The following is a 12728-nucleotide window of genomic DNA, read 5'->3' on the forward strand; positions in this document are numbered from 1 at the left end:
GGCACAATTTATAAACTTTTAAGCTCCGCGTGGATTCACCCGCGGAGCTTTTTTTATTACACTGCCGGAAGTGATTTTGCCCCTGAGCTCCGGACAGCAAGCGTTTCAGCGTTGTTAATAATCGCCAGCGACTTTGTAAACTCCCGAGCCCGGACAGATAAATTAGAGGAGCTTTTATGAATCCGACATTGTTACGCGTAACACAACGCATTATTGAGCGCTCGAAAGAGACCCGTTCTGCCTACCTCGCCCGGATTGAACAGGCTAAAAGTAATACCGTTCATCGCTCACAACTCGCCTGCGGTAACCTGGCGCACGGTTTCGCCGCCTGCCAGCCCGACGATAAAGCCTCGCTGAAAAGCATGCTGCGTAACAATATCGCCATCATTACCTCCTACAACGACATGCTTTCTGCGCATCAGCCGTACGAAGTGTATCCGGAGATCATCCGTAAAGCGCTGCACAGCGTCAATGCGGTAGGCCAGGTCGCGGGCGGCGTGCCAGCCATGTGCGACGGCGTGACGCAGGGTCAGGATGGGATGGAGCTCTCTCTGCTGAGCCGCGAAGTGATTGCGATGTCGGCCGCAGTGGGCCTGTCTCACAATATGTTTGATGGCGCGCTGTACCTCGGCGTGTGCGATAAAATCGTCCCGGGGCTGGCCATGGCAGCGCTGTCGTTTGGTCATCTGCCTGCGATCTTCGTGCCGTCAGGTCCGATGGCAAGCGGCCTGCCAAACAAAGAAAAAGTGCGTATCCGTCAGCTGTATGCGGAAGGTAAAGCAGACCGTCAGGCACTGCTGGAAGCGGAAGCCGCCTCCTACCATGCGCCGGGTACCTGTACTTTCTACGGTACGGCCAACACCAACCAGATGGTGGTGGAATTTATGGGGATGCAGCTTCCTGGGTCCTCTTTCATTCAACCGGATGCGCCACTGCGTAAGGCCCTGACTGAAGCAGCTGCTCGCCAGGTAACGCGTCTGACCGGTAACGGCAACGCGTGGATGCCGCTGGGTAAAATGGTCGACGAGAAAGTGATCGTCAACGGTATCGTTGCGCTGCTGGCAACCGGCGGCTCAACCAACCATACCATGCATCTGGTGGCGATGGCGCGTGCGGCGGGCATCCTGATTAACTGGGATGATTTCTCTGATATCTCGTCTGTGGTGCCACTGATGGCGCGCCTGTACCCGAACGGCCCGGCTGACATCAACCACTTCCAGGCTGCCGGTGGCGTGCCGGTGCTGATGCGCGAGCTGCTGAAAGGCGGTCTGCTGCATGAAGATGTGAACACCGTGGCGGGCTTTGGTCTGCAGCGTTATACCCATGAGCCGTGGCTCAATAACGGTGAGCTTGACTGGCGTGAAGGCGCCACCGCCTCGCTTGACGCACAGGTTATCGCCACCTTTGAACAACCGTTCTCTCGTCACGGCGGCACCAAAGTGCTCAGCGGTAACCTGGGGCGTGCGGTGATGAAAACCTCCGCCGTACCGGAAGAGAACCAGATTATCGAAGCGCCGGCCGTGGTGTTTGAAAGCCAGCATGACGTTTTGCCTGCGTTTGATGCCGGTCTGCTCGACAAAGATTGCGTCGTTGTGGTGCGCCATCAGGGGCCAAAAGCGAACGGCATGCCAGAATTACATAAACTTATGCCGCCACTTGGTGTATTATTGGACCGCCGTTTCAAAATTGCGTTAGTGACCGATGGACGCCTCTCTGGCGCATCAGGTAAAGTGCCTTCTGCCATCCACGTGACCCCGGAAGCTTACGACGGCGGTTTGCTGGCGAAAGTTCGTGATGGAGACATGATCCGCGTCAACGGTCAGACAGGTGAGTTAACCCTGCTGGTGGATGACGCTGAACTGGCGGCACGTAAGCCACATATTCCTGACCTGAGCGCATCGCGCGTGGGAACCGGACGCGAAATGTTTGGCGCGCTGCGTGAGAAACTCTCCGGTGCGGAGCAGGGCGCAACCTGTATTACGTTTTAAGACGACTTGATTTTATCGATCTGGCGAGAGAAAACTCTGATGAAAAACTGGAAAACAAGTGCAGAAGCAATCCTGACCACTGGCCCTGTCGTGCCGGTAATCGTGGTGAACAAGCTGGAACATGCTGTCCCGATGGCGAAAGCCCTGGTCGCGGGTGGTGTTCGTGTTCTGGAAGTGACCCTGCGTACCGCCTGCGCGATGGACGCTATTCGCGCTATCGCCAAAGAAGTGCCGGACGCGATCATCGGTGCGGGTACCGTACTCAACGCACAGCAGCTGGCTGACGTGACCGAAGCGGGCGCGCAGTTTGCTATCAGCCCTGGCCTGACCGAGCCGCTGCTGAAAGCTGCAACTGAAGGCACGATCCCTCTGATCCCGGGTATCAGCACCGTATCTGAACTTATGATGGGTATGGATTACGGTCTGAAAGAGTTCAAATTCTTCCCGGCTGAAGCTAACGGCGGCACCAAAGCGCTGCAGGCTATTGCGGGTCCATTCTCTCAGGTTCGCTTCTGCCCGACGGGCGGTATCTCTCCGGCAAACTACCGTGACTACCTGGCGCTGAAAAGTGTCCTGTGCATCGGCGGCTCATGGCTGGTTCCTGCGGATGCGCTGGAAGCAGGCGACTGGGATCGCATCACTAAACTGGCTCGCGAAGCGGTTGAAGGCGCGAAGCAGTAAGCGAAGACAGTATGAAAAACGGGCCTGCTGGCCCGTTTTTTTTATCCTGCAACCTTCACATTCGCGGCGGCTGTTTTGGCTCTTGCCACAGCCTCATCCACGTTTTCACCGGTCGCTAGCGCCACGCCAAGGCGGCGCGTGCCGTCAATCTCCGGTTTCCCGAACAGACGAACCTGCAAGCCTGCACCCATAGCCCCTTCGACGTTATCAAAGGTGACGTTCTGGCTGGTTAATTGCGGCAGGATCACCGCCGAAGCCGCCGGGCCGTACTGACGAATGCCGCCAACGGGCAGGCCGAGGAAGGCGCGCACATGCAGGGCGAATTCAGAAAGGTCCTGTGAAATCAGCGTGACCATCCCGGTATCGTGCGGGCGAGGGGAGACTTCACTGAAAATTACCTCATCGCCGCAGACAAACAGTTCCACGCCAAACAATCCGTAACCGCCCAGCGCCAGAACCACTTTACGGGCAATTTCCTGCGCACGTACCAGCGCCAGGTCGCTCATCTGCTGCGGCTGCCAGGACTCACGATAGTCGCCATCTTCCTGACGGTGGCCAATCGGATCGCAGAAATAGACGCCATCAACGGCGCTGACCGTCAGCAGCGTGATTTCGAAATCAAACTTTACGACGCCTTCGATAATCACGCGACCGGCACCGGCACGTCCTCCCTGCTGGGCATACTCCCACGCCTTATCCAGAGTGCTGCTGTCGCGGATAAAGCTCTGTCCTTTACCGGAGGAACTCATGACGGGCTTAATGATGCATGGGTAGCCAATTTCGTCGACAGCCTGCAGGAAAGCGGCTTTATCGCCGGCAAAACGGTAGCCTGAGGTAGGTAAAGCCAGCTCTTCAGCTGCCAGACGACGAATGCCTTCGCGGTTCATGGTCAGTTTGGCCGCTTTTGCGCAGGGCACCACGCGCTGGCCTTCCTGCTCAAGGGCGATCAGCGTATCGGTGGCAATGGCTTCAATTTCGGGTACCACAAAATCCGGTTTCTCCTGCGTAATCAGCGTACGCAGGGCATCGCCATCCAGCATATTGATCACATAAGAACGGTGGGCGACATGCATGGCAGGTGCATCAGCGTAACGATCCACTGCAATGACTTCCACGCCCAAACGCTGGCACTCAATGGCGACCTCTTTACCCAGTTCGCCCGATCCTAACAGCATCACACGCGTCGCCGCAGGTCGCAGCGCGGTTCCTAAACGAGTCATAACAATCCCCCTGAAAAAGTTGCGCGCATTATAAACGTAAACGTTTGCGTCTGTCTTGTTCAGGGCCCGAGAGCGGTTAAGAAATTTGCGCTTCTTTAGCCGTGGCAGACATTTCCTGACGCCTGCTCGCTTACGCTGGGAGACATATTCACCGTTAAGTGAGGGAAACCATGTCAGGCTGGCTAAATCAATTGCAATCCATGTTGGGACAGAAAACGTCGTCATCCGGCGAGCAGGGGCTGAGCAAACTCCTGGTACCGGGGGCGCTTGGCGGGCTGGCTGGACTGCTGGTTGCCAATAAATCCTCGCGTAAGTTACTGGCAAAGTATGGTACCGGCGCGCTGCTGGCGGGCGGCGGCGCTATTGCGGGTACCGTACTGTGGAACAAATACAAGGACAGAGTGCGGACCGCGCACAGCGACGAACCCCACTTTGGTGAGCAGACCTCGCCGCTGGATCTGCGTACCGAACGGCTCATCCTGGCGCTGGTGTTCGCGGCGAAAAGCGACGGGCACATTGATGACCAGGAACGATCGGCGATTGAGCAGCAACTGCGCGAAGCCGGTGTCGAAGAAAAGGGCAGAGCGCTGGTGGCGCAGGCCATCGAACAGCCACTCGAACCGCAGCGTCTGGCGCAAAGCGTGAAAAATGAGGAAGAGGCGCTTGAGCTCTATTTTCTGAGCTGTGCCGCCATCGATATCGATCACTTTATGGAGCGCAGCTATCTCAATGCGCTGGGTGATGCCCTGAAGATCCCACAAGATGTCCGGGACGGGATCGAGAAGGATATTCAGGAGCAAAAACGGGCGTTACAGGGCTAACTGCCGCCGTCGCAGCCATGTTTCGCTTGCATCATGCGTGGGTTTTGCCAACCTTATAGGGTGTAAAACTCAAAAGAATGATGACATGCCACCGAAAGCCCGACGTACTCCTTATGCGATCACCACGCATGGCGATACGCGTATAGACAATTATTACTGGCTGCGGGACGACTCCCGTTCCCGGCCAGAAGTGCTCGACTACCTGCACGAGGAAAACGACTATGGCCGCAAGGTCATGTCCAGCCAGCAGGCGTTGCAGGATCAGCTGTTAAATGAAATGGTGCAGCGTATCCCCCAGCGCGATATTTCCGCGCCCTGGACCAAAAATGGCTATCGATATCGCCATATCTACGAACCTGGCAACGAGTATCCCATCTACCAGCGACAGTCGGTGTTATGCGCCGAATGGGATGAGTGGGACATCCTGCTGGATGCCAACCAGCGCGCCGCCCATAGCGAGTTTTATACCCTCGGCGGCATGTCCATCTCCCCCGATAACACCATTATGGCGCTGGCGGAGGATTACCTCTCCCGTCGTCAGTACGGTTTGCGTTTTCGCAATCTGGAAACCGGTAACTGGTATCCGGAAATGCTGGATAACGTTTCGCCGGACTTTGTCTGGGCGAATGATTCCGAAACGGTCTACTACGTCAAAAAGCATGCCTCCACGTTGCTGCCTTACCAGGTGTGGCGCCATACCGTTGGGACGGATTCTGCTGACGACGAACTGGTTTACGAAGAGAAAGACGAAACGTTTTATGTCAGCCTGCACAAAACCTCGTCCCGCCACTATGTGATTATCTTCCTGGCCAGCGCCACAACCTCTGAAGTTCTGCTTCTGGACGCCGAACTACCCGATGCGCAGCCGCTATGCTTCCTGCCGCGGCGCAAAGATCATGAATACAGCCTCGATCACTTCCAGCACAGCTTTTACCTGCGCTCTAATCGGGAGGGTAAAAACTTTGGCCTCTACAAAACCAAAGTACGCGATGAACGCAAGTGGGAAGTATTAATCCCCGCCCGGGAGCAGGTAATGCTCGAAGGGTTTACGCTGTTCACCGACTGGCTGGTGGTTGAGGAGCGCCAGCGGGGGCTGACCAGCCTGCGGCAAATTAACCGCAAAACGCGGGAAGTGATCGGGATTGCGTTTGACGACCCGGCCTATGTTACGTGGATAGGGTTTAATCCTGAGCCGGAATCGTCGCGTCTGCGCTACGGCTACTCGTCTATGACCACGCCCGATACGCTCTTTGAGCTGGATATGGACACCGGGCAACGTCAGGTGCTTAAACAGTCCGAAGTGAAAGGGTTCGATTCCGACAACTACCGAAGCGAACACCTGTGGGTTACCGCCCGTGATGGCGTCGAGGTGCCGGTCTCGCTTGTTTATCATCGGGCGCATTTCCAGAAAGGTAAGAATCCGATTCTGGTTTACGGCTACGGCTCCTACGGCTCAAGCATGGACGCTGATTTCAGCAGCAGCCGGTTAAGTCTGCTGGATCGCGGTTTTGTGTTCGCCATTGCGCATGTTCGCGGCGGCGGGGAGTTGGGTCAGCACTGGTATGAAGACGGGAAATTCCTGAAAAAGAAAAATACCTTCAATGATTATCTCGACGTCTGCGATGCGTTGATTGAGCAGGGCTATGGCGATCCTGGGCTTTGCTTTGGTATGGGCGGCAGCGCGGGAGGATTATTGATGGGGGCCGTCATCAATCAGCGTCCCGAACGCTTTAAAGGGATTATTGCGCAGGTGCCGTTTGTCGATGTGGTAACGACCATGCTGGATGAATCCATCCCGCTGACGACCGGAGAGTTTGAAGAGTGGGGCAACCCGCAGGATGAGATCTACTATCGCTACATGAAAGAGTACAGCCCGTACGACAATGTGGAAGCGAAAGCGTATCCGCACATGCTGGTAACCACCGGGTTGCATGATTCACAGGTACAATACTGGGAGCCTGCAAAATGGGTGGCGAAACTGCGGGAACTGAAAACCGACGACAACCTGCTGCTGCTGTGCACGGATATGGACTCCGGTCACGGCGGGAAATCGGGACGATTTAAATCTTACGAAGGTGTGGCACTGGAGTATGCGTTTTTGATTGGCCTGGCACAGGAGACGCTGCCAGGCCGTGCGGAGCGTTAAGCTTCGCCAAGATAGTGCTTAAGCGTTAAACGCAGTTCCGGGCTCATCTTATCGAGGTTGTTATAGAGCCAGCGCAGATAGCCCGGATCTTTATCCGCAATATCGGAAACCGCCCGACCGCGGTATTTGCCAAAGGTGAAGGTAGTCAGCAATGCCGGACGCCCGGTAATGGTCGCCATATCATCAGGGGTCCAGCCGGAGTTATTCATAATATCAATGAGTAACGCGGCGGTGATGTAGCAGTCATACAGGGCGCGGTGATGGTGCAGACCCTCCGGCGTTCTGACGCTCAGCTTACGGGATTTGTACAACGCCATATTGCTGTACTTAATCCCGGGCCAGAGACGACGCGCCAGTTTCATCGTGCAAATCCATTCTCCGGGCATGTCGGGGAGCACCCGGCGGTCAAAACTGGCGTTGTGCGCGACGTACCACGGGCTACCGTAATAATGGGGTATCACCTCTTCTATCCACGGTTTGTCCGCCACCATCGATTCTGTAATGCGATGAATAGCCATTGCCTGCGGGCTGATCGGGCGGTCGGGACGTACCAGATGGCTCATTGGGTTGACTATTTTTCCATCAATCACGTCGACAGAAGCCACTTCCACTATTCCGCCCTGAAGATCGCAGGTTTCGGTATCGATGACGCGCAGCATTGAACTCTCCTGAGCCTAAAACGCCTAGCCTAAAGGAATGATATCGCCTTGCCAACCCTGTCTGCCAAGAGATCCGGTCAATAGCAGTTCACCTTTGTCCGCGCGGACGATCAGCTGACCTTTTTCATCCCATAACGCGCTGCCGCCGCGCGCGTTCGCCATTAACACCGCAATGGCATATTTGTGTGCGAATCGCTGCAGGGTACTGATGGATTGCCGCCAGCGGCTGTCTCCCACTGACTGGCAGCTGGTAAACAGCGTCGCCTGTGGGTCGAGATTTGGCGAATCAGCATGTGCATCGATGATCGTCAGCTGTTTATCACCCGGGATCAGGCTTGCACCACGACCCTGAGGGTAGCGCAGGATGCTATGGCGAGAAGGGGTAAAAAGGGCAAGGCCTTTCTGACGATGGCCATTCACGTCGAGCGGAAGCCCGGCAATAATAGTGATCCGGTATAATTTCGCGGCGTTTAGCAACGGGGCCAGCTGTTTATCATCGGGAGGGGCGGGGAGCGTTGTTGTCCCTGGGCCAGTTAATGAGAGCTCCGGGAATACCAGCAAATCGCACTGCTGGCGTACCGCTTCGGCAATGAAACGGAGATGGTGCGCGACATGTTCATCTACACTGTGGTGCAGCCCGGCATACTGGGCTGCAGCAATATTCCATTGTGACATCGTGACTTCCTTTACACAGAGTCGCAGTGATTTAAGAATACACCTAATTTAACCAGGGTTTTCTTATCCTGCCATATTCCGCGTAAGGAAGTGTAACGACTCGTTAAGCTTATTTAACTTTAGGTTCGTATGGTAAACGAGAGAGGTTAACTGAGGCGAGACGATGCGCAATTAAGCGTTCGCGAAACCAGTCGCGCAGATGAGCAGGTTGCTCACGTTCAACCACTTCAGCCACGATGGGCATGTTGTAACGCTCTTTAAATGCGACGCCAGCGGCAGCGAGATCGACATTCACTTTATCCATCTCGTCCTGAGGAAGGGCGGCCAGATTGATCTTCATTACCTTCTCCTTTTTAGACGGCGGCAACGTTACCGCGATTGCTCGACGATGACAAGCAGAGGTGGGATGATCCTCGACTCGCTTATTATACAGAGTTATTCTTTGCCATACAGGCATAACAAAAAGGAATGATTGCGATGGGTTTATCCTCTTCCCGCGCGGCAGGCGCACTGGTCTTTTTGGCCTCTTGCGTGATGTCACCCTCCGTGCTGGCGCACGCTCACCTTAAACAACAGACTCCGGCAGCAGATAGCCTCGTGACGGCACCGCGCACGCTGACGCTGACGTTTTCAGAAGGTATTGAGCCCGGTTTTAGCGGTGTGGTGGTGACGGATGCACAAAAGCAGACCATCAGGACCGGTGCCGTTAAACGCGACGAGAAAGACAAGACGCAGTTGAATGTGCCGCTGGAACGCGAGTTGACGCCCGGAACCTACCAGGTTGACTGGCATGTGGTGTCGGTAGACGGCCACAAGACAAAAGGCAGTTATCACTTTAGCGTGAAATAGCATGCTGGCGATGTGCTACGTAGGGCTGCGCTTTCTCCATTTCGGCGCGTTAATGCTTATTTTTGGCAATGCGCTGTATAGCGTCTGGTTTGCTCCTTCCTCTCTGCAACGACTCATGTCCCGGCGTTTTCAGTCGCAGCAAAGAATGGCGGCGTTAATCAGCCTGGTGACAGCGCTCCTGATGTTTACGCTTCAGGGCGGGTTAATGGGGAATGGCTGGGGCGATGTCGTCAACCCCGACATCTGGCGTAGCGTGCTGGGGACGCAGTTTGGAAGCGTCTGGCTGTGGCAAATCATTCTCGCGGCCCTTACTGCCGGTACAGCATGGCTGGCTCCGCATAAAGGCTCACGGCTGTTACTGCTCGCCATGGGACAGTTCGTCCTGCTGGCGGGAGTAGGGCATGCGACAATGAACGAAGGCGCGGTGGGCGCATTGCAGCGTCTTAATCACGCTCTTCATGTGTTATGTGCCGCAACCTGGCTTGGCGGATTACTGCCGCTGCTGTTTTGCATGCGTCTGGCGAAAGGGCAGTGGCAGCCTGCCGCAATCTACACCATGATGCGCTTCTCACGCGTGGGGCATTACGCCGTAGCAGGCGTGGTGCTTACCGGCGTTTTCAATGCGCTGTTTATTCTGGGTATCGATATTCCCTGGCAGGCCCGTTACGTGCAATTTTTGTTGTTCAAATGTGCGCTGGTGGCTTTGATGGTGGTAATTGCGCTAGCAAATCGGTATTTTCTGGTGCCACGGTTTCGTGCGCAAAGCGGGCGAGAACAACAAATATTTATCAGAATGACACAAGCAGAAGTGGTGCTGGGTGCGCTGGTGCTGGCTACAGTCAGTCTGTTCGCGACCTGGGAACCCTTCTGACAAGGTTAACTATCCTATGAAAAAGACACTACTTTCTCTCCTCTTGCTGGCCTGCACGGGGAGTGCCCTGGCCGCACCACAGGTCATTACCGTCAGCCGTTTTGAAGTGGGTAAGGACAAATGGGCGTTCAATCGCGAAGAGGTGATGCTGACCTGCCGTCCGGGGCACGCCTTGTATGCGATTAACCCAAGCACGCTGGTGCAATACCCTTTAAATGATGTCGCAGAACAGCAGGTCGCCAGCGGCAAAAGCAGTGGACAGCCAATCAGCGTTATTCAGATTGATGACCCCGCGCATCCAGGTCAGAAGATGAGCCTGGCACCGTTTATCGAGCGTGCAGACACGCTTTGTTAATCTTCGGGTTTCCAATAAAAAACCGCAGATGCTTGCGAAAGCACTGCGGTTTTTCACTTTTAATGATGCTCATACGCTTTTTTTCCGGCCGCTTTAACTGAGGACTGGAAAACCTGGCGTCGTCATCTATTCTTAAAAGGCAAGGCGACTTAGCCTGCATTAATGCCAACTTTTAGCGCACGGCTCTCTCCCAAGAGCCATTTCCCTGGACCGAATACAGGAATCGTATTCGGTCTCTTTTTATCTGATTGAAAGCAAACGATTTATTCCTTTCACTGGCTCTCTCAGAAGGGACACGTTCAGTGATCCGCCTTCAACCATATCACAAAACGGCAGGCGTAAGTCCAGCCCTTTTTGCCGGTTTTGTTAAATTTTTGTGCAGAGTTGAAGAAAGCTCTCAGCGCGCTTAAAAGCGTGATTTCACCTCAGCCTCAATGCAGTCAAGCAGTTCAAAGCGACGGCGATATTCCGCCCGTTTTTTACTGGCGATATCTTCCAGGGATTTACGCTCCATCTGTAACGGCAGCTGCCAGCAGAAGGGGGAGATTTTTTTACCGTCCAGACTCGCCCAGAATTCGTCATAGCTGGCGTGGAAATGACGGCCTTTGCTCAGGCGGTAACGCAGTGCGCGGAAAACGTGTCCCTCATCACCAACAGCAAAAATCGCCCGGACGGATGAATGTGCGGCCAGCTGGAAAACCACTTCCATCAGCACGCGTTTTGGAAACAGGCCATGGCAGGCGCGGGTCGCCAGTTTAATGGCGTCATGCGAGACGTTGCGACGTGGCCCCTGAAGCCCACCAATCACCAGCACTCGCTGCCCGTTGCTGCGTGCGACGCTAAACGTCAGGCTTGCGAGCACGGTATTCTCGCTGTCGCGCAGCCACAGCGTGCTTTCACCTTCCCGCTCGGCTTTGCCGGCAGAGGAGGCACTCACGGTATACGTCGCGTCGTTTTTTGCCTGAAATTGCACTATCGTCTGCTCTTGCGGGCTGGTCAGCGCGTTGGCGAGGGTGATATTTTTCAGGCTATCGACCCAGTGATAATGGCTGATGATAGCGTCAGCCCGATCGCCGGCCGTCAGGCCACGCATCAGATACTGCCGATGGGTTTTACTCGGTAAGGTAATTTGAGAGGCCAGCAGACGGTCAAAATCATCACGTCCTGAGAGCGTTTCCAGCACGCGATGGGTGGAAGACCAGAACAGGAGCGAGCGCAGCAGGAACTTCAGACGATACTCGCGCTTCTGCCAGATTGGACCCGGAACGCGTTTTCCTTTCACCAGCTCGGAAATGATATTTGTGCGATGCGGATAGAACACATCGTTGTGCAGGTGCATATTAGACACGTTAAGACCTCTCGTTTAATTCATGCCTTATTCTAAAGAGTCAGCAAAAAGGGATTAATAGCGCGCGGATCTTTATTTCCATTTGGTTTACCGTTCGTTTGGCTTTGTGAATGCTGTGCGTGTCAGCTGCAATTTCTGCTGCGTCTATACTTAAGCAAGGAGGTTTTATGTATCAGCGAATCGATGGTGGGAAGTGGCGGCACGTCTGGGTTGTCAGCGACATACATGGTTGTTATCAATGGCTCATGGATGAACTGAAACGCCGGCATTTTAATCCTTATGAGGATTTGCTTATTTCCGTAGGGGATGTAATTGACCGTGGCTCTGACAGTATTAAATGTTTACAGCTCATGAATGAAAAATGGTTTCGTGCAGTACGGGGCAACCATGAACAAATGGCTATCGACAGCCTTGATAATAATGATTTCGCACTCTGGACAATGAATGGCGGAATTTGGTTTACCCGCCTTGAGCACACACAGCAGCAGCTGGCGCTGACGTTACTTAATGCGTGTCGGGAACTGCCGCACATAATCGAGATAACCTGTGCAAACGGTTTGAATGTGATTGCTCACGCTGACTATCCCGCAGCGGAATACCGCTGGCAAAAACCCGTAAGCGCCCGGCACGTACTATGGGATCGCGACCGGCTGATGGGGTTTATGGTCGGGAAAGGGCAGGGGATCGGTGGTGCGGACCATTTCTGGTTCGGACATACGCCACTTGACCGGCGGTATGATTTTAATAACCTGCACTACATTGATACCGGCGCCGTTTTCGATGGTTACTTTACGCTGGCGCAGCTTCAGTAATAAATAACCCGCCTTCGGGCGGGTTCTCTTTAGGTCAGGCAAGACGCATGACCCAGGCATCGGATTGACTATCGTAATGCTCACGGTAAAGGACTGAGTGTTCGCCATCAAGTATTGCCGGTACGCTGGTATCGGCATCCCAGGCATCCAGTTGCATGCACAAATCCGGGTCGGATTTGCAGGGAATACTTAACGTTCGTTCGCCCTGTGCTTCGCCGCGCAATTCTGCGTCGTCGATTTCGAAAGCGCCAATACGCACGCTGGTTTTCGTCATATTGCTCTCCGGGTGTGTTGTCAAAATCT

General features: G+C 54.6%; 14 protein-coding genes. 8 read left to right on the forward strand and 6 right to left on the reverse strand.

What is annotated here, in order from left to right; translation table 11 throughout:
• Positions 1-176 precede the first annotated feature (176 nt).
• Complete coding sequence (gene edd, locus QLG09_RS09330; RefSeq protein ID WP_014170631.1) at positions 177-1988, forward strand: phosphogluconate dehydratase; 1812 nt, start codon at positions 177-179, stop codon at positions 1986-1988.
• A 39-nt stretch (positions 1989-2027) separates the two neighbouring features.
• Positions 2028-2669 carry a bifunctional 4-hydroxy-2-oxoglutarate aldolase/2-dehydro-3-deoxy-phosphogluconate aldolase gene (gene kdgA, locus QLG09_RS09335; protein ID WP_020883402.1) on the forward strand — a complete coding sequence of 214 codons (642 nt, stop codon included), beginning with the start codon at positions 2028-2030 and terminating at the stop codon, positions 2667-2669.
• A gap of 41 nt (positions 2670-2710) precedes the next feature.
• Here kdgA and purT read toward each other — a convergent pair whose 3' ends face one another.
• Positions 2711-3889, reverse strand: coding sequence for a formate-dependent phosphoribosylglycinamide formyltransferase (purT, locus tag QLG09_RS09340; RefSeq protein ID WP_049022587.1), 1179 nt, complete (start codon positions 3887-3889; stop codon positions 2711-2713).
• Between the two features lie 170 nt (positions 3890-4059).
• On the opposite strand from purT, the gene QLG09_RS09345 reads away from it, so the two are divergent.
• Both QLG09_RS09345 and ptrB read left to right on the forward strand, forming a co-directional pair.
• Positions 4060-4710 carry a tellurite resistance TerB family protein gene (locus tag QLG09_RS09345; RefSeq protein ID WP_014170628.1) on the forward strand — a complete coding sequence of 217 codons (651 nt, stop codon included), beginning with the start codon at positions 4060-4062 and terminating at the stop codon, positions 4708-4710.
• Between the two features lie 85 nt (positions 4711-4795).
• Positions 4796-6856 carry an oligopeptidase B gene (ptrB, locus tag QLG09_RS09350; RefSeq protein WP_032678427.1) on the forward strand — a complete coding sequence of 687 codons (2061 nt, stop codon included), beginning with the start codon at positions 4796-4798 and terminating at the stop codon, positions 6854-6856.
• Here the strand turns inward: ptrB and exoX are convergent.
• The 3 genes from exoX to QLG09_RS09365 all read right to left on the reverse strand — a co-directional run bounded on the left by exoX (position 6853) and on the right by QLG09_RS09365 (position 8530).
• Entirely contained in the window at positions 6853-7515 is a 663-nt protein-coding gene (exoX, locus tag QLG09_RS09355) for an exodeoxyribonuclease X (protein WP_014170626.1), read from the reverse strand. The two genes, ptrB and exoX, sit on opposite strands and share 4 nt — an antisense overlap.
• 24 nt (positions 7516-7539) lie before the next feature.
• Complete coding sequence (locus QLG09_RS09360; protein WP_049023009.1) at positions 7540-8190, reverse strand: carbon-nitrogen hydrolase family protein; 651 nt, start codon at positions 8188-8190, stop codon at positions 7540-7542.
• 109 nt (positions 8191-8299) lie between these two features.
• Entirely contained in the window at positions 8300-8530 is a 231-nt protein-coding gene (locus QLG09_RS09365) for a DNA polymerase III subunit theta (RefSeq protein ID WP_013096102.1), read from the reverse strand.
• Between the two features lie 137 nt (positions 8531-8667).
• Here QLG09_RS09365 and yobA point away from each other — a divergent pair, with 137 nt between their 5' ends.
• From yobA to QLG09_RS09380, 3 genes are read left to right on the forward strand one after another with little or no spacing between them, the layout of a single operon-like run.
• Positions 8668-9039, forward strand: a complete 372-nt coding sequence (gene yobA / locus QLG09_RS09370) for a CopC domain-containing protein YobA (RefSeq protein WP_049023010.1) — start codon at positions 8668-8670, stop codon at positions 9037-9039.
• A 1-nt stretch (position 9040) separates the two neighbouring features.
• A complete protein-coding gene (gene copD / locus QLG09_RS09375) occupies positions 9041-9910 on the forward strand; it encodes a copper homeostasis membrane protein CopD (protein ID WP_032678425.1) in 870 nt (289 codons plus the stop codon).
• A gap of 16 nt (positions 9911-9926) precedes the next feature.
• Positions 9927-10265, forward strand: coding sequence for a YebY family protein (locus QLG09_RS09380; RefSeq protein WP_049023011.1), 339 nt, complete (start codon positions 9927-9929; stop codon positions 10263-10265).
• 406 nt (positions 10266-10671) lie between these two features.
• On the opposite strand, the gene QLG09_RS09385 is transcribed toward QLG09_RS09380, so the two are convergent.
• Complete coding sequence (locus tag QLG09_RS09385; RefSeq protein ID WP_014170619.1) at positions 10672-11613, reverse strand: VirK/YbjX family protein; 942 nt, start codon at positions 11611-11613, stop codon at positions 10672-10674.
• A 167-nt stretch (positions 11614-11780) separates the two neighbouring features.
• On the opposite strand from QLG09_RS09385, the gene pphA reads away from it, so the two are divergent.
• Positions 11781-12425 (forward strand): protein-serine/threonine phosphatase, encoded by a 645-nt coding sequence (gene pphA / locus QLG09_RS09390; protein WP_282488861.1) that lies wholly within the window; start codon positions 11781-11783, stop codon positions 12423-12425.
• Between the two features lie 34 nt (positions 12426-12459).
• Here the strand turns inward: pphA and QLG09_RS09395 are convergent, their stop codons facing one another.
• Positions 12460-12699 carry a YebV family protein gene (locus QLG09_RS09395; protein WP_020883412.1) on the reverse strand — a complete coding sequence of 80 codons (240 nt, stop codon included), beginning with the start codon at positions 12697-12699 and terminating at the stop codon, positions 12460-12462.
• Positions 12700-12728 lie beyond the last annotated feature (29 nt).

The sequence above is a fragment of the Enterobacter sp. V89_11 genome, assembly GCF_029967775.1.
GTDB lineage: Bacteria > Pseudomonadota > Gammaproteobacteria > Enterobacterales > Enterobacteriaceae > Enterobacter > Enterobacter ludwigii.